The 23,423-nt window shown below is 61.7% G+C and carries 26 protein-coding genes; all 26 read left to right on the forward strand.

Annotation, left to right across the window (positions count from 1 at the left end; all coding sequences use genetic code 11):
• Window positions 1–38: 38 nt before the first annotated feature.
• The 26 genes from secE (at window position 39) to rplE (ending at window position 23,415) form a co-directional block, all read left to right on the forward strand.
• Window positions 39–422 carry a preprotein translocase subunit SecE gene (gene secE / locus P1P91_RS02185; protein WP_311884207.1) on the forward strand — a complete coding sequence of 128 codons (384 nt, stop codon included), beginning with the start codon at window positions 39–41 and terminating at the stop codon, window positions 420–422.
• 8 nt (window positions 423–430) lie between these two features.
• On the forward strand, window positions 431–964 hold the full coding sequence (nusG, locus tag P1P91_RS02190; RefSeq protein ID WP_311884208.1) for a transcription termination/antitermination protein NusG: 534 nt from the start codon (window positions 431–433) through the stop codon (window positions 962–964).
• Between the two features lie 149 nt (window positions 965–1,113).
• On the forward strand, window positions 1,114–1,545 hold the full coding sequence (gene rplK / locus P1P91_RS02195) for a 50S ribosomal protein L11 (protein ID WP_311884209.1): 432 nt from the start codon (window positions 1,114–1,116) through the stop codon (window positions 1,543–1,545).
• Window positions 1,546–1,547: 2 nt separating this feature from the next.
• The gene (gene rplA / locus P1P91_RS02200; RefSeq protein ID WP_311884210.1) at window positions 1,548–2,240 is read left to right on the forward strand and encodes a 50S ribosomal protein L1; all 693 of its coding nucleotides are present in this window, start codon (window positions 1,548–1,550) and stop codon (window positions 2,238–2,240) included.
• Between the two features lie 341 nt (window positions 2,241–2,581).
• The gene (rplJ, locus tag P1P91_RS02205; protein ID WP_311884212.1) at window positions 2,582–3,082 is read left to right on the forward strand and encodes a 50S ribosomal protein L10; all 501 of its coding nucleotides are present in this window, start codon (window positions 2,582–2,584) and stop codon (window positions 3,080–3,082) included.
• 105 nt (window positions 3,083–3,187) lie between these two features.
• The gene (gene rplL, locus P1P91_RS02210; protein ID WP_311884214.1) at window positions 3,188–3,559 is read left to right on the forward strand and encodes a 50S ribosomal protein L7/L12; all 372 of its coding nucleotides are present in this window, start codon (window positions 3,188–3,190) and stop codon (window positions 3,557–3,559) included.
• A 333-nt stretch (window positions 3,560–3,892) separates the two neighbouring features.
• Window positions 3,893–7,972, forward strand: a complete 4,080-nt coding sequence (gene rpoB, locus P1P91_RS02215) for a DNA-directed RNA polymerase subunit beta (protein WP_311884215.1) — start codon at window positions 3,893–3,895, stop codon at window positions 7,970–7,972.
• Between the two features lie 9 nt (window positions 7,973–7,981).
• Window positions 7,982–12,196, forward strand: a complete 4,215-nt coding sequence (rpoC, locus tag P1P91_RS02220) for a DNA-directed RNA polymerase subunit beta' (protein WP_311884216.1) — start codon at window positions 7,982–7,984, stop codon at window positions 12,194–12,196.
• A 157-nt stretch (window positions 12,197–12,353) separates the two neighbouring features.
• Window positions 12,354–12,728: a 30S ribosomal protein S12 gene (rpsL, locus tag P1P91_RS02225; RefSeq protein ID WP_311884217.1), complete on the forward strand. Its 375-nt coding sequence runs from the start codon at window positions 12,354–12,356 to the stop codon at window positions 12,726–12,728.
• Between the two features lie 161 nt (window positions 12,729–12,889).
• Window positions 12,890–13,360 (forward strand): 30S ribosomal protein S7, encoded by a 471-nt coding sequence (rpsG, locus tag P1P91_RS02230; RefSeq protein ID WP_311884218.1) that lies wholly within the window; start codon window positions 12,890–12,892, stop codon window positions 13,358–13,360.
• A 136-nt stretch (window positions 13,361–13,496) separates the two neighbouring features.
• On the forward strand, window positions 13,497–15,620 hold the full coding sequence (gene fusA / locus P1P91_RS02235) for an elongation factor G (protein WP_311884219.1): 2,124 nt from the start codon (window positions 13,497–13,499) through the stop codon (window positions 15,618–15,620).
• Window positions 15,621–15,649: 29 nt separating this feature from the next.
• On the forward strand, window positions 15,650–16,843 hold the full coding sequence (gene tuf, locus P1P91_RS02240) for an elongation factor Tu (protein ID WP_311884220.1): 1,194 nt from the start codon (window positions 15,650–15,652) through the stop codon (window positions 16,841–16,843).
• Between the two features lie 158 nt (window positions 16,844–17,001).
• The gene (rpsJ, locus tag P1P91_RS02245) at window positions 17,002–17,313 is read left to right on the forward strand and encodes a 30S ribosomal protein S10 (RefSeq protein ID WP_311884221.1); all 312 of its coding nucleotides are present in this window, start codon (window positions 17,002–17,004) and stop codon (window positions 17,311–17,313) included.
• Window positions 17,314–17,472: 159 nt separating this feature from the next.
• The gene (rplC, locus tag P1P91_RS02250) at window positions 17,473–18,111 is read left to right on the forward strand and encodes a 50S ribosomal protein L3 (protein WP_311884223.1); all 639 of its coding nucleotides are present in this window, start codon (window positions 17,473–17,475) and stop codon (window positions 18,109–18,111) included.
• Window positions 18,112–18,125: 14 nt separating this feature from the next.
• Window positions 18,126–18,731, forward strand: a complete 606-nt coding sequence (gene rplD / locus P1P91_RS02255) for a 50S ribosomal protein L4 (RefSeq protein ID WP_311884225.1) — start codon at window positions 18,126–18,128, stop codon at window positions 18,729–18,731.
• Complete coding sequence (gene rplW, locus P1P91_RS02260) at window positions 18,728–19,024, forward strand: 50S ribosomal protein L23 (protein ID WP_311884226.1); 297 nt, start codon at window positions 18,728–18,730, stop codon at window positions 19,022–19,024. The genes rplD and rplW overlap by 4 nt, the downstream gene beginning before the upstream one ends.
• Before the next feature lie 17 nt (window positions 19,025–19,041).
• Window positions 19,042–19,869, forward strand: a complete 828-nt coding sequence (gene rplB / locus P1P91_RS02265) for a 50S ribosomal protein L2 (protein WP_311884227.1) — start codon at window positions 19,042–19,044, stop codon at window positions 19,867–19,869.
• A gap of 22 nt (window positions 19,870–19,891) precedes the next feature.
• Window positions 19,892–20,167: a 30S ribosomal protein S19 gene (gene rpsS / locus P1P91_RS02270; RefSeq protein WP_311884229.1), complete on the forward strand. Its 276-nt coding sequence runs from the start codon at window positions 19,892–19,894 to the stop codon at window positions 20,165–20,167.
• A 17-nt stretch (window positions 20,168–20,184) separates the two neighbouring features.
• Window positions 20,185–20,517: a 50S ribosomal protein L22 gene (gene rplV / locus P1P91_RS02275; RefSeq protein ID WP_311884231.1), complete on the forward strand. Its 333-nt coding sequence runs from the start codon at window positions 20,185–20,187 to the stop codon at window positions 20,515–20,517.
• A gap of 11 nt (window positions 20,518–20,528) precedes the next feature.
• Window positions 20,529–21,227 (forward strand): 30S ribosomal protein S3, encoded by a 699-nt coding sequence (rpsC, locus tag P1P91_RS02280; protein ID WP_311884233.1) that lies wholly within the window; start codon window positions 20,529–20,531, stop codon window positions 21,225–21,227.
• A 15-nt stretch (window positions 21,228–21,242) separates the two neighbouring features.
• Window positions 21,243–21,656 carry a 50S ribosomal protein L16 gene (gene rplP / locus P1P91_RS02285; protein ID WP_311884235.1) on the forward strand — a complete coding sequence of 138 codons (414 nt, stop codon included), beginning with the start codon at window positions 21,243–21,245 and terminating at the stop codon, window positions 21,654–21,656.
• Window positions 21,656–21,847 (forward strand): 50S ribosomal protein L29, encoded by a 192-nt coding sequence (gene rpmC, locus P1P91_RS02290; protein WP_311884236.1) that lies wholly within the window; start codon window positions 21,656–21,658, stop codon window positions 21,845–21,847. The genes rplP and rpmC overlap by 1 nt, the downstream gene beginning before the upstream one ends.
• Before the next feature lies 1 nt (window position 21,848).
• Window positions 21,849–22,109, forward strand: a complete 261-nt coding sequence (gene rpsQ, locus P1P91_RS02295) for a 30S ribosomal protein S17 (RefSeq protein ID WP_311884238.1) — start codon at window positions 21,849–21,851, stop codon at window positions 22,107–22,109.
• Between the two features lie 50 nt (window positions 22,110–22,159).
• A complete protein-coding gene (gene rplN / locus P1P91_RS02300; protein ID WP_311884239.1) occupies window positions 22,160–22,531 on the forward strand; it encodes a 50S ribosomal protein L14 in 372 nt (123 codons plus the stop codon).
• Between the two features lie 14 nt (window positions 22,532–22,545).
• Window positions 22,546–22,860, forward strand: a complete 315-nt coding sequence (rplX, locus tag P1P91_RS02305) for a 50S ribosomal protein L24 (protein WP_311884241.1) — start codon at window positions 22,546–22,548, stop codon at window positions 22,858–22,860.
• Between the two features lie 15 nt (window positions 22,861–22,875).
• A complete protein-coding gene (gene rplE, locus P1P91_RS02310) occupies window positions 22,876–23,415 on the forward strand; it encodes a 50S ribosomal protein L5 (RefSeq protein ID WP_311884243.1) in 540 nt (179 codons plus the stop codon).
• Window positions 23,416–23,423: the final 8 nt, after the last annotated feature.

A 23,423-nucleotide genomic window follows, 5' to 3' on the forward strand; every position in this document is an offset into this window, starting at 1 on the left:
CTTTATCGTTTGCCGCACTCCCGAGGAGTCTCGTTTTTATGAAGCCTAATTCTGTAAAACATGGCGCCGAGGCGAAGTCATCGCGTCATGACGGGCTCAAATGGGCGGCGGTAGTCGCGCTGTTGGCAGTGGCGGTAGTGGCCAACACCTATTTTGCCGGTATCGGTCTTTTGTATCGCGTGCTGGGCGTCGTGGCCCTGTGCCTGCTTGCCGGCGCCGTTGCGCTGACCACGACCAAGGGGCGTAGCCTTGTCACTCTGGCGCGCGAGTCCAAGAAAGAAATACAGCGCGTTGTCTGGCCCACCCGGCCGGAAACCGTGCAGACAACCGCAATCGTGCTGGTCGCCGTCATGGTGGTTGGCCTGTTGCTGTGGTTAATTGACACGCTTCTCAGCTGGGCGATGTCCGGCGTGATCGGTTAGGAGTCTTCATGTCCAAGCGTTGGTACGTCGTTCACGCATATTCCGGTTTTGAAAAGCATGTCCTGCGCTCGCTTGCCGAGCGCGTGAAGCTGTATCAGGTCGAGGATCTTTTTGGCGAGATCCTCGTGCCCACCGAAGAAGTCGTCGAAATGCGTGACGGCAAGCGCCGCAAGAGCGAGCGCAAGTTCTATCCCGGCTACGTGCTGGTCGAGATGGAAATGACCGACGAGACCTGGCATCTGGTCAACGAAACGCCCCGGGTCATGGGCTTTATCGGCGGCACCAAGGAGAAGCCCGCGCCGATCACCAACGCCGAGGCGGAAGCTATTCTGCGCCGGGTGAAAGACGGCACCGACAAGCCGCGGCCCAAGACCATGTTCGAGCCGGGCCAGTCCGTGCGCGTGATCGACGGTCCCTTCGCCGACTTCAACGGCGTGGTCGAAGAGGTCAACTACGAAAAGAGCCGCCTGCAGGTGAGCGTGCTGATATTTGGCCGGGCGACGCCCGTCGAGCTGGAGTTTGCCCAGGTCGAAAAAGAGTAGTCGCAGCGTCCTGTTTTGCAGGAAACTGTTTTTAAAGCGCTGCATGTTTAGCGCTGCATGTTTAGACAGTTTTGTTGTGCAGGTCGCGGTGTTCGCGGCCTGTTGTCACCGGGGAGCCGCAAGGCGCTATCACCCATCTGGAGTAAAGCATGGCCAAGAAAGTACAGGCTTATATCAAACTGCAGGTCGCTGCAGGCAAAGCCAACCCGAGTCCGCCGGTTGGCCCCGCGCTGGGTCAGCACGGCGTCAATATCATGGAGTTCTGCAAGGCGTTCAACGCCGAGACCCAGGATATCGAGCCCGGTCTGCCCACGCCCGTGGTCATTACCGTGTACTCCGACCGCAGCTTCACGTTCGTCACCAAGACGCCGCCGGCTGCCGTGCTGCTGAAGAAAGCGGCAGGCGTGCAGACAGGCTCCGGCGAGCCGAACAAGGCCAAGGTCGGCAGCGTGACCCGCGAACAGCTCGAAGAGATTGCCCAGAGCAAGGAGCCGGATCTGACGGCTGCCGATCTCGACGCCGCCGTGCGTACCATCGCCGGTAGTGCCCGCAGCATGGGCCTCAACGTGGAGGGTCTGTAACCATGGCGAAGCTAAGCAAGCGCGCGCAGCAGATTCGCGAAAAAGTCGATTCCAGCAAGGCCTATTCCGTTGACGAGGCAGTGGCGCTGCTCGCCGAGCTGTCCACCGTCAATTTCAAGGAGTCCGTGGACGTTGCCGTGAACCTCGGCGTTGACCCGCGCAAATCCGATCAGGTCGTGCGCGGCGCCACCGTCATGCCCAACGGCACCGGCAAGGACGTGCGCGTTGCCGTCTTTACCCAGGGCGCCAACGAGCAGGCGGCGAAGGACGCCGGTGCCGACATCGTCGGCATGGACGACCTGGCAGCCCAGGTCAAGGACGGCCAGCTCGACTTTGACGTGGTGATCGCCTCGCCGGACGCCATGCGCGTTGTCGGCCAGCTGGGTCAGATTCTTGGCCCGCGCGGCCTGATGCCCAACCCCAAGGTCGGCACGGTTACCCCGGACGTGGCCACGGCGGTCAAGAACGCCAAGGCCGGCCAGGTACGCTTTCGTACCGACAAGAACGGCATCATTCACACCACCCTTGGCAAGGTCGACTTTGACGCCGACGCGATCAGGGGCAACCTTGATGCCCTGATCTCGGATCTGAAAAAGCTCAAGCCGAGCACGTCCAAGGGTATCTATTTCAAGAAGATGACGCTGTCCACGACCATGGGCCCGGGTCTGACCGTCGACCACACGGCGCTGGTCTAAGCGCCCGCCAGGCGCTGCCGTGAAGGCAGCGCTGTCGCGGACATCGTTGTAGCAGTCAAAGCCGTCACAGGCTTCAAGCAAGACTTTGCGGTCTCCGTGCCAGGCGCGGTGCACCGTCAAAGACCGCAGGTGCCGCTGCCTGCTCAGGCAGGGGAGCGGCTTAATGGACAAAGCCTGCGTAGATGGTGTTGCCGCCAGTCAGTAAGACGTCAAGCGATTGTGGGAAAGCCCCGGCATCGCGTTGCGCTTTCTGGTGAGCACCATCCCAAGGCTCTCCGCCCGCGGGCGGGGAGAGATGGTAACTCGGAAGCGGAAGCTTCCGGCACGAAGGAGTGATCACTGTGCCACTAGCACTTGAAGGCAAGAAAGCGATTGTTGCCGAAGTCAGTGAAGCGGCCAAGGACGCACTCTCCGTCGTTGTTGCCGATTCTCGCGGCGTGTCGGTCGACAAGATGACCGACCTGCGCAAGCAGGCTCGCGAGAATGGCGTGCAGATCCGTGTTGTGCGCAACACCCTGGCACGCCGCGCCCTGACAGGCACTCAGTGGGAGTGTCTGAACGAGACTTTTGTCGGCCCGACCCTGCTGGCGTTTTCCAACGAACACCCCGGCGCCGCCGCGCGTCTGTTCAAGGAATTCACCAAGACGGCCCCGAGCTTCGAAGTCAAGGCGCTGGCCTACGAAGGCGAGTTCATCCCGGCCGCCGACATTGACCGTCTGGCAAGTCTACCGACCCACGACGAGGCTATTGCCAAGCTGATGTCGGTGATGAAGGAAGCCTCCGCCGGCAAACTGGTTCGTACTCTGGATGCCCTGCGCACCCAGAAAGAAGAGGCGGCGTAAGCTCTCTTCTGCCGCGCTACCGGGGTATGTTCCGGGCGGCACGAACCCGGCAAAACTTTTGGGTTTCGCCCTTGCGAGACTCCCGCAACGTTTAGGAATGAAACAATGGCACTGAGCAAAGACGATATCATCAACGCCGTCGCCGACATGTCCGTCATGGAAGTCGCCGAGCTGATCGAAGCAATGGAAGAGAAGTTTGGCGTAACGGCGGCGGCTGCCGTCGTCGCCGGACCTGGCGGCGGTGAAGCCGAAGCCGAGGAAGAGCAGACCGAGTTCGACCTGGTGCTGACCGGCGCCGGCGACAAGAAGGTCAACGTGATCAAGGCCGTTCGCGAGATCACAGGCCTCGGCCTGAAGGAAGCCAAGGGTGCCGTTGACGGCGCACCGGCGACCCTCAAGGAAGGCATGTCCAAGGAAGACGCAGAAGAAGCGAAGACCAAGCTGGAAGACGCTGGCGCCTCCGTCGAGCTCAAGTGATCTTGATGCCGGCGGCTTTGCGCGCTGCGTAAGCTTCCGCGGCTGGCGGCGGGATACTCCCGCTGCCGGCCTTTTTCTGTTGCTGAGATGCTGCCATAATAGGACGTTTCGCCGCTGATTGGCCTGTAGCCGGCACTGAGCTCGGGTCTGTGCCTGCAGCATGGAACGTCATCCACGGCAGGAAAACAGCAGCAGATGCGTTGAGAAACGCAACGACATAGAGATTTTTGACGGCGAGCTACCCGTAAAGGAGCTTGCTGTCTGCGTCTGAAACGCCCGCGGGGCAGATGACCACGCATCGGCCACCCATGGTGAACAAGCTGGGGAATACAGATGGCTTACTCATACACTGAGAAAAAACGCATCCGCAAGGATTTCGGCAAACTGCCCCAAGTGATGGATGTGCCCTACTTGCTGGCCATCCAGCTGGATTCCTACTACGACTTTCTCCAGCAGGATCGTTCGCCCGACGAGCGTTTCGAAGTCGGACTGCACGCGGCCTTCAAGTCCGTGTTTCCGATCGAGAGCCTCTCCGGTAACGCGGCGCTTGAGTACGTCAGCTACCGTTTCGGCACGCCGGCGTTCGATGTCAAGGAGTGTCAGCTGCGCGGCGTGACCTATTCCGCCCCGCTGCGCGTGAAGGTTCGCTTGATCATCTATGATCGCGACTCTTCGAACAAGGCAATCAAGGATATCAAGGAGCAGGAAGTCTACATGGGGGAAATCCCCCTGATGACCGAGAACGGTACCTTCGTGATCAACGGTACCGAGCGCGTCATCGTCTCCCAGCTCCACCGCTCCCCGGGCGTGTTCTTCGACCATGACAAGGGCAAGAGCCACTCCTCGGGCAAGCTTTTGTATTCCGCTCGGGTGATTCCGTACCGCGGCTCCTGGCTCGACTTCGAGTTCGACCCCAAGGACAACGTCTTTGTGCGCATTGATCGTCGCCGCAAGCTGCCGGCGTCGGTACTGCTGCGTGCGCTGGGGATGAGCACCGAGGAAATTCTCGACGAGTTCTTTGACACCAGCGTGTTCCATGTCGAGAAACACGGCTTCTCCGTGGAGCTGGTGCCCGCTCGCCTGCGCGGCGAGACCGCCACCTTCGATATCAAGGACGGCGAGGGCAACGTCATCGTCGAAGAAGGGCGCCGGGTGACTCAGAAGCACATCCGCCAGCTGGAAAAGGCAGGGATGGAGCGTCTGGAAGTGCCCATGGAGTACCTGTTCGGCAAGGTGCTGGCCAAGGATCAGATCGACGCCAACACCGGCGAGCTGATCTGCCCGTGCAACACCGAAATCACCCCGGAGCTGCTTGAGCAGATCGGCCAGGGCGGCATTACCCGGATCGAGACGCTTTACACCAACGATCTCGACTGCGGCTCGTTCATCTCCGACACCCTGAAGCTGGACACTACCGGCTCGCGCCTCGAGGCGCTGGTGGAAATCTATCGCATGATGCGTCCCGGCGAGCCGCCCACCAAGGAAGCCGCCGAGACGCTGTTCCACAACCTGTTCTTTTCCGAGGACCGCTACGACCTCTCGGGCGTCGGCCGCATGAAGTTCAACCGTCGCCTGCGCCGGGAGTCCGATACCGGCTCCGGCGTGCTCGACCGCGACGACATTCTGGGCGTACTGCGCGAGCTGATCAGCATCCGTAACGGCTTCGGCGACGTTGACGACATCGATCACCTGGGCAACCGCCGCATCCGCTGCGTCGGCGAAATGGCCGAAAACCAGTTCCGCGTGGGCCTGGTGCGCGTCGAGCGCGCGGTGCGCGAGCGCCTGTCCATGGCCGAAAGCGAAGGCCTGATGCCCCAGGATCTGATCAACGCCAAGCCGGTAGCGGCGGCGGTGAAGGAGTTCTTCGGCTCCAGCCAGCTGTCCCAGTTCATGGACCAGAACAACCCGCTGTCCGAGGTGACCCACAAGCGCCGGGTCTCGGCGCTTGGGCCGGGCGGTCTGACCCGGGAGCGCGCGGGCTTCGAGGTGCGCGACGTCCACGCCACGCACTACGGTCGCCTGTGCCCGATCGAGACGCCGGAAGGCCCCAACATCGGGCTGATCAACTCGCTGGCCACCTACAGCCACACCAACAACTACGGTTTCCTCGAGACGCCGTACCGCAAGGTCGTGGACTGCCAGGTCACCGACGAGGTGGTGCATCTCTCCGCCATCGAGGAAGGCGACTACGTGATCGCCCAGGCATCGGCCGCAGTGGACGAAAAAGGTCGGCTGAATGACGATCTGGTCCAGGCGCGCCACAAGGGCGAGACCACCTTCATGCGCCCCGAGCAGATCACGCTGATGGACGTCTCGCCGCGCCAGGTGGTGTCGGTAGCCGCCGCGCTGATCCCGTTCCTCGAGCACGACGACGCCAACCGCGCCCTGATGGGGGCCAACATGCAGCGCCAGGCGGTGCCGACCCTGCGCGCCGACAAGCCGCTGGTGGGCACCGGCATGGAGCGCTTCGTCGCCCGTGACTCCGGCGTCTGCGAAGTGGCGCGCCGCGGCGGCATCATCGACTCCGTCGACGCCCGCCGGGTGGTGGTACGGGTCAACGAGGACGAGATCATCGGCGGCGAAGCCGGCGTGGATATCTACAACCTGACCAAGTACGTGCGCTCGAACCAGAATACCTGCATGAACCAGCGCCCCATCGTGCAAACCGGCGACCGCGTCGCCGTGGGCGATATTCTGGCCGACGGCCCCTCCGTGGACATGGGCGATCTGGCGCTGGGCCAGAACATGCGCATGGCGTTCATGCCGTGGAACGGCTACAACTTCGAGGACTCCATCCTCATTTCCGAGCGGGTGGCCCAGGAAGATCGCTTTACCACCATCCACATCCAGGAGCTGACCTGCGTGTCGCGGGACACCAAGCTGGGGCCGGAGGAGATTACCGCGGATATCCCCAACGTCGGCGAGTCGGCGCTGTCCAAGCTGGACGAGGCCGGGGTGGTCTACATCGGTGCCGAAGTCGATCCGGGCGATATCCTCGTGGGCAAGGTCACGCCCAAGGGCGAGACCCAGCTGACGCCGGAAGAAAAGCTGCTGCGCGCCATCTTCGGCGAGAAAGCGTCCGATGTGAAAGATACCTCGCTGCGCGCGCCCACGGGCATGAACGGTACGGTCATCGACGTTCAGGTTTTCACGCGGGACGGCGTGGAGAAGGACTCCCGGGCGCTCTCCATCGAGGAAACGCAGCTGGACGAAGTCCGCCGCGATCTCCAGGAAACCTACCGCATCGCCGAGGAGGCCACTTACGAGCGCCTCAAGCGCACGCTGAGCGGACAAACCGTCAACGGCGGTCCGAAGCTCAAGAAGGGCGACGTGCTGGATGACGCCTACCTGGACGCGCTGCCGCGTCAGGACTGGTTCAAGCTGCGCATGCAGGACGAGGCCCACAACGAGCTTCTGGCCCAGGCCGACGAGCAGCTCGAGAATCGGCGCAAGGAAATGGACGAGCGCTTTGAAGACAAGAAGCGCAAGCTCACCCAGGGCGACGACCTGGCGCCGGGCGTGCTCAAGATCGTCAAGATCTACATGGCGGTGAAGCGTCGCATTCAGCCGGGCGACAAGATGGCCGGCCGTCACGGCAACAAGGGCGTGATTTCCGAAATCATGCCGGTGGAAGACATGCCGTTCGACGAGCAGGGCGAGCCGGTGGACGTGGTGTTGAACCCGCTGGGCGTGCCGTCGCGGATGAACGTGGGGCAGATCCTGGAAACCCACCTGGGCATGGCCGCGCGCGGACTCGGGATCAAGGTCGACCACATGCTGCGCGACGCCCGAGAGACCCAGGTGGCGGAAATCCGCGACTTTCTGGGTCAGGTGTACAACACCGAGTCCACCCTGAAGGTTGAGGATCTGTCCCAGCTGACCGACGATGAGGTCATTGCGCTGGCGAAAAACCTCAAGGACGGCGTCCCCATGGCCACGGCGGTATTCGACGGCGCCGAGGAGCCCGAGATCAAGCACCTGCTGCGTCTGGCGGACGTGCCGGACTCCGGCCAGCTGACGCTTTACGACGGGCGGACCGGCGAGGCCTTCGATCGCCCGGTGACCGTAGGCTACATGTACGTGCTGAAGCTCAACCACCTGGTTGATGACAAGATGCACGCGCGCTCCACCGGTTCCTATTCGCTGGTGACCCAGCAGCCGCTGGGCGGCAAGGCGCAGTTCGGTGGCCAGCGCTTCGGCGAGATGGAAGTGTGGGCGCTTGAGGCCTACGGCGCGGCCTACACGCTGCAGGAGATGCTCACCGTCAAGTCGGATGACGTCGAAGGGCGCACCAAGATGTACAAGAATATCGTTGACGGCGACCACACCATGCAGGCAGGCATGCCGGAATCCTTCAACGTGCTGGTGAAGGAAATCCGCTCGCTGGGCATCGATATCGAGTTAGAGAGCTAGGAGCCCCCAATGAAAGATTTGGTGAAAGTCCTCAAATCGCAATTACAGTCCGAAGAGTTCGACGCGATCAAGATTACCCTGGCGTCGCCGGACATGATTCGCTCCTGGTCCTTCGGTGAGGTGAAAAAGCCCGAGACCATCAACTACCGCACCTTCAAGCCGGAGCGGGATGGTCTGTTCTGCGCCAAGATTTTTGGCCCGGTGAAGGATTACGAGTGCCTGTGCGGCAAGTACAAGCGCATGAAGCACCGCGGTATCATCTGCGAAAAGTGCGGCGTGGAAGTGACCAAGGCCGCCGTGCGCCGGGAGCGCATGGGCCACATCGAGCTGGCCTCGCCGGTGGCGCACATCTGGTTTCTGAAATCGCTGCCGTCGCGCATCGGCATGTTCCTCGACATGACCCTGCGCGACATCGAGCGGGTGCTGTACTTCGAGTCGTTCGTGGTCATCGATCCGGGCATGACCACGCTGGAGCGCGGCCAGCTGCTCAACGACGAGCAGTACTTCGAGGCGCTCGAGGAGTTCGGTGACGACTTCGATGCCCGCATGGGCGCCGAGGCCGTCCAGGAGCTGCTCAAGGACATCGACCTGGAAGAGGAGATCAACCAGCTGCGCGAAGAGATTCCGCAGACCAACTCCGAAACCAAGATCAAGAAGCTGTCCAAGCGCCTGAAGCTGCTGGAGGCTTTCCACCATTCCGGCAATGCGCCGGAATGGATGGTCATGGGGGCGCTGCCGGTGCTGCCGCCGGACCTGCGTCCGCTGGTACCGCTGGACGGCGGCCGCTTTGCCACCTCGGATCTCAACGATCTGTATCGCCGGGTGATCAACCGCAACAACCGCCTCAAGCGCCTGCTGGATCTCAGCGCGCCGGACATCATCGTGCGCAACGAGAAGCGCATGCTCCAGGAAGCGGTAGATGCGCTCTTGGACAACGGCCGTCGCGGCCGGGCGATCACCGGCTCCAACAAGCGTCCGCTGAAGTCGCTCGCCGACATGATCAAGGGCAAGCAGGGCCGCTTCCGGCAGAACCTGCTGGGCAAGCGCGTGGACTATTCCGGCCGCTCGGTCATCACCGTGGGCCCGACCCTGCGCCTGCACCAGTGCGGCCTGCCCAAGAAGATGGCGCTGGAGCTGTTCAAGCCGTTCATCTATTCCAAGCTGCAGTCGCTGGGCTACGCCTCCACGATCAAGGCGGCCAAGAAGATGGTCGAGCGCGAGACCGCCGAGGTGTGGGACATCCTCGCCGACGTCATCCGCGAGCATCCGGTGCTGCTCAACCGCGCACCGACGCTGCACCGCCTGGGCATCCAGGGGTTCGAGCCGCTGCTCATCGAAGGCAAGGCCATCCAGCTACACCCGCTGGTGTGCGCCGCCTACAACGCCGACTTTGACGGCGACCAGATGGCCGTGCACGTGCCGCTGACGCTGGAAGCCCAGCTTGAGGCCCGGGCCATGATGATGGCCACCAACAACGTGCTCTCGCCGGCCAACGGCGAGCCGATCATTGTGCCGTCCCAGGACGTGGTGCTGGGGCTTTACTACATGACCCGCGAGAAGATCAACGCCAAGGGCGAAGGCATGATCTTCACCGACCTCAACGAGGTGGAGCGGGCCTTCGGCACTCAGTCGGTATCGCTTCACGCGCGCATCAAGGTGCGCCTGGACGAGGTCGACGTCGACGAAGAGACCGGCGAGAAAACCACCCACCGGCGGATCGAGGACACCACCGTGGGCCGGGCGCTGCTGTTCCGCATCCTGCCCGAAGGCGTGCCCTTCGAGCTGATCGATCAGCCGATGAAGAAAAAGGCCATCTCGACACTGATCAACGAAGTGTACCGCCGTGCGGGCCTCAAGCCCACGGTGATCTTTGCCGACCAGCTAATGTACACCGGCTTTCGCATGGCGACCTGGTCCGGCGCCTCGATTGGGGTCAACGACTTCGTAATCCCCGCGGCCAAGGCGGAAATCGTTGCCGACGCCGAAGGCGAGGTCAAGGAGATCGAGGATCAGTTCTCCTCGGGCCTGGTCACCGCCGGCGAGAAGTACAACAAGGTCATCGATATCTGGGCCCGGGCCAACGACCAGGTGGCCAAGGCGATGATGACCGGTATCTCGAAAGAGAACGTTATTGACCGTGAGGGTAACGAGGTCGAGCAGGACTCGTTCAACAGCGTGTTCATCATGGCCGACTCCGGCGCCCGGGGCAGCGCGGCCCAGATCCGCCAGCTGGCGGGCATGCGCGGCCTCATGGCCAAGCCCGACGGCTCGATCATCGAAACGCCGATCATCGCCAACTTCCGTGAAGGCCTGAACGTACTGCAGTACTTCATTTCCACCCACGGCGCGCGGAAAGGGCTTGCCGACACTGCGCTCAAGACCGCCAACTCGGGCTATCTGACCCGTCGTCTGGTGGACGTGGCTCAGGATCTGGTGGTTACCGAAGCCGACTGCGACACCGAAAACGGCATGACCCTGCACCCCATCATCGAAGGGGGCGATATCATCGTGCCGCTGTCCCAGCGCGTGCTGGGCCGCGTGGTCGCGCAAGACGTGATCGATCCGCGCACCGAGGAAGTGCTGATCCCGCGCAACACCCTGCTGGACGAAGCCTGGTGCGCGGCGCTGGAGACCATGGGCGTGGACGAGATCATCGTCCGCTCGACCATCACCTGCGACACTAACCACGGCGTGTGCTCGGCGTGCTACGGCCGCGACCTTGCCCGGGGCCATCAGGTCAACGTCGGCGAATCGGTGGGCGTCATCGCTGCCCAGTCCATCGGCGAGCCGGGTACCCAGCTGACCATGCGGACCTTCCACATCGGCGGCGCGGCCTCGAGGGCCTCGGCCATCGATAGCGTCCAGGTCAAGCACGGCGGCAGCGTGCGGCTGCACAACATCAAGCACGTGGAGCGCGCCGACGGCAAGCTGGTGGTGGTCTCGCGCTCCAGCGCCCTGGCCGTCGCCGACGATCACGGCCGCGAGCGCGAGTACTACAAGCTGCCTTACGGCGCCGTACTCGACGTGCGCGACGGCGACGAAGTCGACGCCGGCGCCACCGTGGCCAAGTGGGATCCGCACACCCACCCCATCGTCGCCGAAATGGAAGGCCAGGCGCAGTTCGTCGACCTCGACGAAGGCGTCACCATGCACCGCACGGTGGACGAGATGACCGGGCTGTCTTCCATCGAGGTGATCGAGTCGGCGTCGCGGCCCCTGTCCGGCCGCGACAAGCGGCCGATGATCATGCTCAAGGACGAAGCCGGCGAGTACGTGGCAATTTCCGGCTCGAACACGCCGGTACAGTATCCGCTGCCGGGCAAGTCGGTGATCTCCGTGGACGACGGCGCGCACATCGGCGTGGGCGAAGTCGTTGCCCGCATTCCGGTCGAGGCGTCGGGCAACAAGGACATCACCGGCGGTCTGCCCCGGGTGGCCGATCTGTTCGAGGCGCGCAAACCCAAGGAATCGGCGATTCTCGCCGAGATCACCGGCATGGTCAGCTTCGGCCGGGAAACCAAGGGCAAGCGCCGCCTGACCATCACTCCGGAAGACGGCGATCCGTTCGAGATGCTGATTCCCAAGTGGCGCCAGATCGCGGTGTTCGAGGGCGAAACCGTGCAGAAGGGCGAGGTGATTTCCGACGGCCCCAGCAACCCCCACGACATTCTGCGGCTGCTGGGCGTGGCGGCGCTGGCCAAGTACATCACCGCCGAGGTGCAGGACGTCTACCGCCTGCAGGGCGTGGGCATCAACGACAAGCACATCGAGGTGATCGTGCGCCAGATGCTGCGCAAGGTGGAAATCACCGACGCCGGCGATTCGGACTTTATCACCGGCGACCAGGCCGAGCTGGTGCGCGTGCTCGAACAGAACGCACGCCTTGAGCAGGATGGCAAGTTCCCGGCCAAGTACCAGCGTCTGCTGCTGGGTATCACCAAGGCCAGCCTTGCCACCGAGTCGTTCATCTCGGCGGCGTCGTTCCAGGAAACGACCCGCGTGCTGACCGAAGCGGCGGTGACCGGCAAGCGCGACTACCTGCGCGGCCTGAAGGAAAACGTGGTGGTGGGTCGCTTGATTCCGGCCGGTACCGGGCTGACGCACCACGCCGAGCGCCGTCGCCAGCGCGACAGCGACGAGCGGCTGCTCAAGCCGTCGGCAACGGATGTCGAGCAGGAGCTCGGCGCCCAGCTGACCGCGCTGGATGACGACGAGGACCTCTAAGCAAGACGCCGTGCCGGCGCGGCGCCGTGGGGCAAAGCCCCGCAGCGCTTGACGCCGTGCCGGCCCGGCCATTAGAATGCGCCACCTTTAACAGTGGGGCGGGTATGCCCGAATCCGCTGTTGAAAACCAGGCAACCATTGGAGTCAGCTACTTACTATGGCAACGATCAATCAGCTAGTGCGCAAGCCGCGCAAGCGCCCCGTCACCAAGAATGACGTGCCGGCGCTGCAAGGCTGCCCGCAAAAGCGGGGCGTATGCACCCGCGTTTACACCACCACCCCGAAAAAGCCCAACTCGGCCCTGCGCAAGGTGTGCCGTGTGCGCCTGACCAACGGCTATGAAGTGGCTTCCTACATCGGCGGTGAGGGACACAACCTCCAGGAACACTCCGTGGTTCTGATCCGCGGCGGTCGTGTCAAGGACTTGCCGGGTGTGCGCTATCACACCGTACGCGGCGCGCTTGATACCTCCGGCGTGCAGAACCGCCGTCAGGGCCGTTCCAAGTACGGCACCAAGCGCCCGAAGGCCTAAGCGCTTCGCGTTTGAACGCCGGGCAGCGGCTTGACGCTGCCGCACAGAGATATTGAAGAACCTATGTTCAAAAACGGTCTGATAAGAGTAAGGTCGGGCGGTGCCGGCAGTCAGGTGCGAGTCCCGAGTTTACCTGAAGGATCCTTGATAGAGGGCTTATCATGCCTAGAAGGAAGATTGTAGCGAAGCGCGAGATCCTGCCGGATCCGAAGTTCAAGAGCGAACGTCTGGCAAAGTTCATGAACCACCTGATGATCAGCGGCAAGAAGTCCGTAGCTGAGCGTATCGTCTATGGTGCGTTGGACAAGGTTGCCGATCGTAACAAGGAAGAGCCGCTGGAGACCTTCGAAAAGGCGCTGGAAGCCATCCAGCCCATGGTCGAGGTCAAGTCGCGCCGCGTTGGCGGTGCGACCTATCAGGTGCCGGTAGAGGTTCGCCCTTCACGCCGTAGCGCGCTGGCCATGCGCTGGCTGGCCGACGCGGCGCGTCGTCGCGGTGAGAAAACCATGGTTCAGCGTCTCGCCGGCGAGATTCTGGACGCCTCCGAAGGCAAGGGCTCCGCTGTGAAGAAGCGGGAGGACGTACATCGCATGGCAGAAGCCAACAAGGCTTTCTCTCACTTCCGCTTCTGATAGCGGCGCTAAGCGACCCCTGCCGGTTTCGCGTTTTGAGGGCCTGCGCCGCTGCTGTTTTCGGCAGCGGCGACAAGTGCCCCTAGGCGTCGCTAGCTGGACCCATGAGCACTGCCAACAAACGGGAGTTACCACCGTGGCACGCAAGACTCCACTAAATCGCTACCGCAACCTGGGTATCGTCGCCCACGTCGATGCCGGTAAAACCACCACCACCGAACGCGTGCTGTTTTACACCGGCATCAACCACAAGCTGGGTGAAACGCACGAAGGCGCATCGACCACCGACTGGATGTCCCAGGAGCAGGAGCGGGGTATCACCATCACCTCCGCTGCCGTGACGACATTCTGGCGCGGCATGAGCCACCAGTTCGATGAGCACCGCATCAACATCATCGACACTCCGGGGCACGTGGACTTCACCATCGAAGTCGAGCGTTCTCTGCGCGTGCTGGACTGCGCGGTCGTCGTCCTGTGCGGCAGCTCCGGCGTTCAGCCCCAGACCGAAACCGTCTGGCGCCAAGCCGACAAGTACGAAGTGCCGCGCCTGGTGTTCGTCAACAAGATGGACCGCACCGGCGCCGACTTCTTCAACGTGGTCGACCAGCTGGGCGACCGCCTGGGCGCCCACGCCGTGCCGATCCAGATCAACTGGGGCATCGAAGAGAACTTCAAGGGCGTCATCGACCTGATCGAGATGAAGGCCATTCTCTGGAGCCAGGACAATTTCGGCGCCTCCTACGAGCTGCTGGACATTCCCGCCGAGCTCCAGGAGACCGCCGAAAAGTACCGCGAGCAGATGGTCGAAGCCGCTGCCGAAGCCTCTGAAGAGCTGATGGACAAGTACCTTGAAGAGGGCGAGCTGTCCAACGCCGAAATCAAGGCCGGTCTGCGTCGTCGTACCCTCGACAACGAGATTGTGCTGGTGACCTGCGGCTCGGCGTTCAAGAACAAGGGCGTTCAGGCCGTGCTCGACGCGGTTGTCGACTACCTGCCGTCGCCCACCGAGGTCAAGGCCATCGAAGGCGAGCTCGACGACAAGGACGGCACCATCGAAACGCGCGAAGCCGACGACAAGGCTCCGTTCTCGGCGCTGGCGTTCAAGATTGCCACCGACCCCTTCGTGGGAACGCTGACGTTCATTCGTGTCTACTCCGGCGTGCTCAACTCCGGCGACAGCGTGTTCAACTCCGTGCGCGACAAGAAGGAGCGCATCGGTCGTCTGGTGCAGATGCACGCCAACTCCCGCGAGGAGATCAAGGAGATCCGCGCCGGTGACATCGCCGCCTGTATCGGCCTGAAGGACGTTACCACCGGTGACACGCTGTGCGATGCCAACCACAAGATCATCCTTGAGCGCATGGAGTTCCCCGACCCGGTGATTTCGGTCGCCGTGGAGCCCAAGTCCAAGGCCGACCAGGAAAAAATGAGCACGGCGCTGGGCAAGCTGGCTCAGGAAGACCCGTCCTTCCAGGTCAAGACCGACGAAGAGACCGCTCAGACCATCATTTCAGGGATGGGCGAGCTGCACCTGGATATCATCGTTGACCGCCTGCGTCGCGAGTTCAAGGTCGATGCCAATATCGGCAAGCCCCAGGTGGCCTACCGCGAAACCATTCGCGGCAGCGTTGAACAGGAAGGCAAGTTCATCCGCCAGTCCGGCGGCCGCGGCCAGTACGGCCACGTGCTCATGCGCATCGAGCCTCTCACCAGCGAAGAGAAGGGCGAGGGCGACGATGAAATCTTCTTCAAGTTCAACTCCGAAATCGTTGGCGGCGTGGTTCCCAAGGAATACGTGCCTGCCGTCGAGAAAGGGGCCTATGAGCAGCTGCAGAACGGCGTTATCGCGGGCTACCCGATGATTGACGTCAAGGTCACGCTGTTTGATGGTTCCTACCATGACGTGGACTCCAACGAGACCGCGTTCAAGATTGCCTCTTCCATGGCAATCAAAGAAGGTGCCAGAAAGGCCAAGGCCGTGCTGCTGGAACCGGTGATGAAGGTCGAGGTCGTGACCCCCGAGGAATTCATGGGTGACGTCATGGGCGACCTGAACCGTCGTCGCGGTCTGGTGCAGGGCATGGATGACACATCCGCTGGTAAAGTCATCCGCGCCACGGTGCCGCTGGGCGAGATGTTCGGTTACGCAACCGACCTGCGCTCTCAAACCCAGGGCCGTGCAAGCTACTCCATGGAGTTTGCGCAGTACGACGAGGCGCCCTCCAGCATCGTAGAAGCCGTCATCAACCAAAACGGTTAACCGTTAGCTAACGTAAAGAGGTTATAGCAGTGGCTAAGGAAAAATTCGAACGTTCCAAAGCGCACATCAACGTCGGTACCATCGGTCACGTCGACCACGGTAAAACCACGCTGACAGCCGCTCTGACTCGCGTTTCCGCCGAAGTGTTCGGCGGCGACTGGAGCGAGTTCGCGGCCATCGACAACGCGCCCGAAGAGCGCGAGCGCGGCATCACCATCGCCACGTCTCACGTCGAGTATCAGTCGGAAGAAAAGCACTACGCGCACGTTGACTGCCCGGGGCACGCCGACTACGTCAAGAACATGATCACCGGTGCGGCCCAGATGGACGGCGCGATCCTGGTCTGCTCCGCCGCTGACGGTCCGATGCCGCAGACCCGCGAGCACATCCTGCTGTCTCGCCAGGTCGGCGTTCCGTACATCGTCGTGTTTCTCAACAAGGCCGACATGGTCGACGACGAAGAGCTCCTCGAGCTTGTCGAAATGGAAGTGCGCGAGCTGCTCAACGAGTACGACTTCCCGGGCGACGACACGCCGATCATTACCGGCTCTGCGCTGATGGCGCTGGAAGGCAAGGACGACAACGGCATGGGTACCACCGCCGTTGCCAACCTGATCAAGGCCATGGACGAGTACATTCCGGAGCCGGAGCGTGCCATCGACCAGCCGTTCCTGATGCCGATCGAGGACGTGTTCTCCATCTCCGGCCGCGGTACCGTGGTAACAGGCCGCGTCGAGCGTGGCGTCGTCAAGGCCGGCGAAGACGTGGAAATCGTGGGTATCCGCGAGACCGCCAAGACCACCGTTACCGGCGTGGAAATGTTCCGCAAGCTGCTCGACGAAGGGCGTGCCGGCGAGAACATCGGTGCGCTGCTGCGCGGCACCAAGCGTGACGACGTCGAGCGTGGCCAGGTACTGGCCAAGACCGGCACCATCACGCCGCACACCGAGTTCGAAGCCGAGGTCTACGTGCTGTCCAAGGAAGAAGGCGGTCGCCATACCCCGTTCTTCAAGGGCTATCGTCCGCAGTTCTACTTCCGTACCACCGACATCACCGGTACCTGTGAACTGCCGGAAGGCGTGGAAATGGTCATGCCGGGCGACAACGTCAAGATGACGGTCAGCCTGATCGCACCGGTTGCCATGGACGACGGTCTGCGCTTTGCGATCCGCGAAGGCGGCCGCACCGTCGGTGCCGGCGTCGTCGCCAAGATCCTCAAGTAAGCACCCCTGTTATCGGGGTCAAGGGGGCTCGTCGAGCCCCCTTTCTTCGCACTGGCGAGAAGTGTTTGACACCTCCCGTCTGCGTGCCTATAATGCGCATCCTTTGAATGCGTGGGTAGACGGCTCGCGCCGTCGACATCCATTGGAGTTTAGGGCAAATGCAGAACCAGAAGATTCGCATTCGGTTGAAAGCGTTCGACCATCGCCTGATTGACCAGTCCACCGCGGAAATCGTTGATACCGCCAAGCGTACTGGTGCCCAGGTTCGCGGGCCTATCCCGCTGCCGACCAATCGCGAGCGCTATACCGTGCTGACCTCGCCGCACGTCAACAAGGACGCGCGCGACCAGCTCGAGATCCGTACGCACAAGCGCGTGCTCGACATTGTCGAGCCGACTGAAAAAACAGTTGATGCGTTGATGAAGCTCGACCTCGCCGCCGGCGTCGACGTGCAGATCAAGCTCGACTAATCACACTAGACACTTGCGGCCCAGCGTTCGCCCGGTACTTTTTTTGTGGGGTGATCAGCAGCCGCCGCGCCGTGAGGCGCCATACAATGTGCTAGTGGAATGCTCTGGAAAGGGCAGCCATAGCGGGTGATAGCCCCGTACACTATAGGAGAACTGAGAATGACTATCGGTTTGGTCGGTAAGAAGGCCGGGATGACCCGTGTCTTCACCGAAGACGGCGCCTCAGTGCCCGTAACCGTTATTGAGGTTGAGCCTAATCGCGTCACGCGCGTCAAGTCCGTCGAGTCCGACGGCTACGCCGCGATTCAGGTTACAACCGGCTCCCGCAAAGCCAAGCACCTCAGCCGCGCGCAAGCTGGTCAGTTTGCCAAGGCAGGTGTCGAGGCTGGCCGTTCGCTGATGGAGTTTCGCCTGGCAGAAGGCGAGGAAGCTCCGGAAGTCGGCGGCGAACTCACCGTATCCCTCTTCGAAGCTGGTCAGATGATCGACGTGACCGGCACCTCCAAGGGTAAAGGATTCCAGGGCGGCGTTAAGCGCTGGAACTTCAACACCCAGGACTCTACCCACGGCAACTCGCTGGCTCACCGCGCGCCGGGTTCCATCGGCATGTGCCAGACGCCGGGTCGCGTATTCAAGGGCAAAAAGATGGCCGGTCAGATGGGTAACGCCCGCTGCACCGTGCAGAGCCTTGAGCTTGTCCGTGTCGATGCCGAGCGCAATCTGCTGCTAATCAAGGGCGCCGTTCCGGGAGCAACCGGCAGCGACGTGATCGTACGCAGTGCCGTGAAAGCTGGCTGAAGAGGATAATACCCATGAATCTGAATCTTGCTGCAGGCGCGGGTACTGTCGAAGTCGCCGACGCCACCTTTGGCAAAGAATTCAACGAGGCGCTGGTTCATCAGGTTGTCACGGCGTATCTCGCCAGCGGCCGCCAGGGAACCCGTGCGCAGAAGAACCGCTCTGACGTGCGCGGCGGCGGCAAGAAGCCGTGGCGTCAGAAGGGCACCGGCCGTGCTCGTGCGGGCACCATTCGCTCGCCGATCTGGCGCAGCGGCGGCGTGACCTTTGCAGCGCGTCCCCAGGACCACTCGCAGAAGGTCAACCGCAAGATGTACCGCGCGGCGATGCGTTCGATTCTGTCCGAGCTTGTGCGCCAGGAGCGCCTGGTCGTCGTGGAAGAGTTCGCCGTGGATGCGCCGAAGACCAAACAGGTCGCTGCCAAGCTCAAGGAGCTTGAGCTCGACAAGACGCTGATCGTCACCGAAGAGGTGGATGAGAAGCTCTATCTGGCCGCGCGCAACCTGCCTCACGTTGACGTGGTGGACGTTACCGCCGCTGACCCGGTGAGCCTGGTTGCCTTCGACAAGGTGCTGGTCACCGTCTCCGCCCTGCGTAAATTCGAGGAGAAGCTGGCATGAACCAGGAACGCGTATTCAAGGTTCTGCTCGGGCCGCACGTGACCGAAAAGGCCGCGATGGCAGCAGAGCGCAATCAGTACGTTTTCAAGGTGGCAAACGACGCCACCAAGCCTGAAATCAAGAAGGCCGTCGAGGCGCTGTTCGAAAAGAAGGTGGACGGTGTTCAGGTGCTGAACGTCAAGGGCAAGACCAAGCGTACGGCACACGGCATGGGTCTGCGTAAAGGGTACCGCAAGGCGTATGTAACCCTGGCCGCGGGCGAAACGCTCGAAGACTTCGCTGGCGCCGAATAAGGGCAGGAGTACGGACAATGGCAATCGTCAAGACCAAACCCACATCCTCCGGTCGTCGCCACGTCATCAAGGTCGTGAGCGCCGAGCTTTACAAGGGCCGCGCCTATGCGCCGCTTTTGGAAAAGCAGTCCAAGACCGGCGGTCGTAACAACAACGGGCGTATCACCAGTCGTCATATCGGCGGTGGTCACCGTCATCACTATCGGCTGATCGACTTCAAGCGCACCAAGGATGGCGTTCCCGCCACCGTCGAGCGCATCGAGTACGATCCGAACCGTAGTGCCCACATTGCGCTGTTGAAGTATGCCGACGGTGAGCGTCGCTACATCCTGGCACCCCGCGGCGTCAAGGTCGGCGACGTGCTGGAATCCGGTGTCAACGCGCCCATTCGCAAGGGCAACGCCCTGCCGCTGCGCAACATCCCGCTGGGCTCCGCCGTTCACGGCGTCGAGCTCAAGCCGGGCAAGGGCGCGCAGATGGTGCGCAGCGCCGGCACCAGCGCCCAGCTGGTCGCCCGCGAAGGCAACTACGTCACCCTGCGCCTGCGCTCCGGCGAAACGCGCAAGGTGCTGGCCGAGTGCCGGGCCACCCTGGGTCAGGTGGGCAACTCCGAGCACAGCCTGCGTCAACTTGGCAAGGCCGGTGCGAAGCGCTGGAGAGGCAAGCGTTCGGCTGTTCGCGGTGTCGCCATGAACCCGATCGACCACCCGCACGGCGGTGGTGAGGGTCGCTCAAGCGGCGGTCGTCACCCGGTCACTCCGTGGGGCGTGCCGACCAAGGGCTACAAGACCCGCAAGAACAAGCGCACCGACGCACTCATCGTTCGTCGCCGCAAGGCCAAGTAACAGACATTAAGGGGTAACGGCTGTGCCACGTTCACTGAAGAAAGGTCCCTTCGTTGACCTTCATCTTTTGAAGAAGGTCGAGACTGCAGCGGAAAAGAACGACCGTAAACCGATCAAGACCTGGTCGCGTCGTTCCATGGTTCTGCCCAACATGGTAGGCCTGACCATTGCAGTTCATAACGGTCGCCAACACGTCCCGGTGCACGTTTCCGAGGAAATGGTCGGCCATAAACTGGGCGAATTTGCTGCCACCCGTCTTTATCGCGGGCACGTGGCGGACAAGAAAGCCAAACGGTAAGCCAGAGAGGATTAGAGATGGAAGTCACAGCTAAGCTGCGTGGCGCTCGGTTATCCGCCCAGAAGGCCCGTTTGGTGGCTGACCAGGTGCGGAACAAGCCGGTCGACGAGGCGCTCGACCTGCTGGCCTTCTCGCCGAAGAAGGCAGCCACGCTGGTCCAGAAGGTGCTGCAGTCCGCCATTGCAAACGCGGAAGAAAACAACGGCATGGATATCGACGAGCTGCGTGTCTCGACCATCTGCGTCGATGAGGGCATGACGCTCAAGCGTATCAAGCCGCGTGCCAAGGGCCGCGCGGACCGTATCTTGAAGCGCACCTGCCACATCACCGTCAAGGTAGCCGAGAAGTAGGAGTCGACCAGATGGGTCAGAAAGTCAATCCAATAGGTATGCGGCTGGGCATCGTCAAGGACCATGCGTCCGTCTGGTATGCCGAGCGCGGCGCCTATGCCGACAAGCTCAACAACGATCTCGAAGTGCGTCGTTTCCTGGACGAGCGTTTGAAAAACGCCTCCGTGAGCAACGTGACTATCGAGCGTCCGGCAAACAACGCCCGCATCACCATTCATACTGCCCGCCCGGGCATCGTGATCGGCAAGAAGGGCGAGGACGTTGATCGTCTGCGCCGGGAGCTTGCCGAGATGATGGGCGTGCCGGTTCATGTGAACATCGAAGAGGTTCGCAAGCCGGAGCTGGACGCCAAGCTGGTCGCGGCCAACGTCGCCGGTCAGCTCGAGCGCCGGGTCATGTTCCGTCGCGCCATGAAGCGCGCGGTGCAAAACTCCATGCGCCTGGGCGCCGGCGGCATCCGCATCCAGCTGTCGGGTCGTCTGGGCGGTGCCGAAATCGCCCGGACCGAATGGTACCGCGAAGGTCGCGTACCGCTGCACACGCTGCGCGCGGACATCGACTTCGCCACTTACGAAGCTCATACCACCTACGGCATCATCGGTGTCAAAGTGTGGATCTTCAAGGGCGAGATCCTCGGCGGTATCGAGGAAGTGCGTGCCAAGGCCAAGCAGTCGGCCGGCAATGCGCCCAAGAAGAAAGGTTCCAGGTAAGGGGAGAGCGAATCGATGTTACAACCCAAGCGTTTAAAATTCCGCAAGGTGCAGAAAGGCCGTAACCGTGGTCTCGCGCATCGCGGAAGCCGGATCAGCTTCGGGGAATACGGTTTGAAGTCCACCGGTCGTGGCCGCGTCACCGCGCGCCAGATCGAGGCCGGCCGTCGTGCGATCACGCGCCACGTCAAGCGTGGCGGCAAGATCTGGATCCGCGTCTTCCCCGACAAGCCGATTTCCAAAAAGCCGCTCGAAGTTCGTATGGGCAAGGGTAAGGGCTCTGTCGAGTACTGGGTTGCCCAGATCCAGCCGGGTCGGGTGCTCTACGAGATTGAAGGCGTGTCCGAAGAGCTTGCGCGCGAAGCGTTTGAGCTTGCCGCCCAGAAAATGCCCGTATCCACCACCTTTGCGAAACGGACGGTGATGTGATGAAAGTCCAGGAAATCCGTGAAAAATCCGTCGGAGAACTCAAGGACCAGCTTCTTGAGCTCCTCCGCGAGCAGTTCAACCTGCGCATGCAGAAGGCCACCGGCCAGCTGAGCCAGACTCATCTGCTCAAGCAGGTCCGTCGGGACATTGCCCGCGTGAAGACTGTGCTCAACGAGAAGGCAGGTGACTGAGATGGCCGAAGAAAAGAAAACCCGCACGCTCACCGGCACGGTCGTGAGCGACAAGATGGACAAGTCCATCGTGGTGATGATCGAGCGCCGTGAGCGTCACCCGATCTACGAAAAATACGTCAAGCGCTCCACTAAACTGCACGCCCACGACGAAACCAACCAGGCCAGGGCCGGTGATACGGTATCCATCAGGGAATGCCGTCCGCTGTCCAGGAAAAAGTCCTGGGCGCTGATCGAAGTGGTCGAGCAGGCCAAGGGCTAGTTCCTGCGGCTGTTCAATCAGTGCAGTCAGATTAGGTTTGGAGAAAACCGATGATTCAGACTCAGACAATGCTGAATGTCGCTGACAACAGCGGAGCGCGCCGGGTGCAGTGCATCAAGGTGCTGGGCGGTTCGCATCGCCGCTACGCCCGCGTCGGTGACATTATCAAGATCTCAGTACGAGAAGCGATTCCGCGCGGCAAGGTCAAGAAAGGCCAAGTCATGAAGGCAGTCGTTGTGCGTACCAAAAGCGGCATCCGTCGTCCCGACGGTTCGCTGATCCGTTTCGATGGAAATGCGGCGGTTCTGTTGCAAAACACCAACGAACAGCCGGTCGGCACGCGTATTTTCGGGCCGGTCACTCGTGAGCTGCGTAATGAAAAGTTCATGAAGATCATTTCCTTGGCGCCTGAAGTGCTGTAAGGAGCGAGGCGGATATGCAAAAGATCAAACGTGACGATGAAGTCATCGTCCTCGCCGGAAAGGACAAGGGCAAGCGCGGCACCGTCAAGCGGGTAATGGAAAACCGTTTCGTGGTGTCCGGTGTGAACATGATCAAGCGTCACACCAGGCCAAATCCCATGGCGGGCAATCAGGGCGGTATCGTCGAGCGCGAGGCTCCGATTCACGCGTCCAACGTAGCCATCTTCAATTCGGAGACCGGTAAGGCGGATCGTGTCGGCTTCCAAGTAAAGGAAGACGGTACCAAGGTACGTATCTACAAGTCGACGCAAGCGCAGATCGACGCCTAACGTGTCGGGGTAAAAATGGCGAACTTGAAAGAACGTTATCAAAACGAGGTGGTGGGCCAGCTCCAGGAGGAGTTCAGCTACGCCAACGTAATGCAGGTGCCCCAGATCACAAAGGTGACTCTGAACATGGGCATCGGCGACGCGGTCAGCGACAAGAAACTGATCGACAATGCCATCAGCGATCTGGAAAAGCTTTCCGGACAAAAGCCGCTGATCACCAAGGCGCGCAAGTCCGTTGCAGGCTTCAAGGTGCGCGAAGGCTGGCCGATCGGTATCAAGGTCACGCTGCGTGCCGAGCGCATGTGGGACTTTCTGGACCGTCTGGTGAACATCGCGATCCCGCGTGTGCGTGACTTCCGTGGTCTCAACCCGAAGTCGTTCGACGGTCGTGGCAACTACTCCATGGGGGTGAGTGAACAGATCATCTTCCCGGAAATCGAGTATGATAAAATCGATCGCATCCGGGGGATGGACGTCACCATCACCACTACTGCCAATACCGACGAGGAAGGCCGGGCGCTGCTGCGCGCGATGCGCTTCCCGTTCAAGAGATAAGGTTGAGA

The sequence above is a fragment of the Halomonas piscis genome (genome assembly GCF_031886125.1).
Taxonomy (GTDB): domain Bacteria; phylum Pseudomonadota; class Gammaproteobacteria; order Pseudomonadales; family Halomonadaceae; genus Vreelandella; species Vreelandella piscis.

Excerpts from the sequence above, each read along its gene's own strand:
- rpoB (WP_311884215.1), top strand. The coding sequence starts at position 3,893 with ATGGCTTACTCATACACTGAGAAAAAACGCATCCGCAAGGATTTCGGC.
- rplB (WP_311884227.1), top strand. The coding sequence starts at position 19,042 with ATGGCAATCGTCAAGACCAAACCCACATCCTCCGGTCGTCGCCACGTC.
- rpsG (WP_311884218.1), top strand. The coding sequence starts at position 12,890 with ATGCCTAGAAGGAAGATTGTAGCGAAGCGCGAGATCCTGCCGGATCCG.
- rpsC (WP_311884233.1), top strand. The coding sequence starts at position 20,529 with ATGGGTCAGAAAGTCAATCCAATAGGTATGCGGCTGGGCATCGTCAAG.
- rplC (WP_311884223.1), top strand. The coding sequence starts at position 17,473 with ATGACTATCGGTTTGGTCGGTAAGAAGGCCGGGATGACCCGTGTCTTC.
- rplV (WP_311884231.1), top strand. The coding sequence starts at position 20,185 with ATGGAAGTCACAGCTAAGCTGCGTGGCGCTCGGTTATCCGCCCAGAAG.
- rplW (WP_311884226.1), top strand. The coding sequence starts at position 18,728 with ATGAACCAGGAACGCGTATTCAAGGTTCTGCTCGGGCCGCACGTGACC.
- rplE (WP_311884243.1), top strand. The coding sequence starts at position 22,876 with ATGGCGAACTTGAAAGAACGTTATCAAAACGAGGTGGTGGGCCAGCTC.
- rplP (WP_311884235.1), top strand. The coding sequence starts at position 21,243 with ATGTTACAACCCAAGCGTTTAAAATTCCGCAAGGTGCAGAAAGGCCGT.
- rplK (WP_311884209.1), top strand. The coding sequence starts at position 1,114 with ATGGCCAAGAAAGTACAGGCTTATATCAAACTGCAGGTCGCTGCAGGC.
- rpoC (WP_311884216.1), top strand. The coding sequence starts at position 7,982 with ATGAAAGATTTGGTGAAAGTCCTCAAATCGCAATTACAGTCCGAAGAG.
- rplX (WP_311884241.1), top strand. The coding sequence starts at position 22,546 with ATGCAAAAGATCAAACGTGACGATGAAGTCATCGTCCTCGCCGGAAAG.
- rpsQ (WP_311884238.1), top strand. The coding sequence starts at position 21,849 with ATGGCCGAAGAAAAGAAAACCCGCACGCTCACCGGCACGGTCGTGAGC.
- rplN (WP_311884239.1), top strand. The coding sequence starts at position 22,160 with ATGATTCAGACTCAGACAATGCTGAATGTCGCTGACAACAGCGGAGCG.
- rpsJ (WP_311884221.1), top strand. The coding sequence starts at position 17,002 with ATGCAGAACCAGAAGATTCGCATTCGGTTGAAAGCGTTCGACCATCGC.
- rplL (WP_311884214.1), top strand. The coding sequence starts at position 3,188 with ATGGCACTGAGCAAAGACGATATCATCAACGCCGTCGCCGACATGTCC.
- rplA (WP_311884210.1), top strand. The coding sequence starts at position 1,548 with ATGGCGAAGCTAAGCAAGCGCGCGCAGCAGATTCGCGAAAAAGTCGAT.
- rplD (WP_311884225.1), top strand. The coding sequence starts at position 18,126 with ATGAATCTGAATCTTGCTGCAGGCGCGGGTACTGTCGAAGTCGCCGAC.
- secE (WP_311884207.1), top strand. The coding sequence starts at position 39 with ATGAAGCCTAATTCTGTAAAACATGGCGCCGAGGCGAAGTCATCGCGT.
- nusG (WP_311884208.1), top strand. The coding sequence starts at position 431 with ATGTCCAAGCGTTGGTACGTCGTTCACGCATATTCCGGTTTTGAAAAG.
- rpmC (WP_311884236.1), top strand. The coding sequence starts at position 21,656 with ATGAAAGTCCAGGAAATCCGTGAAAAATCCGTCGGAGAACTCAAGGAC.
- rpsL (WP_311884217.1), top strand. The coding sequence starts at position 12,354 with ATGGCAACGATCAATCAGCTAGTGCGCAAGCCGCGCAAGCGCCCCGTC.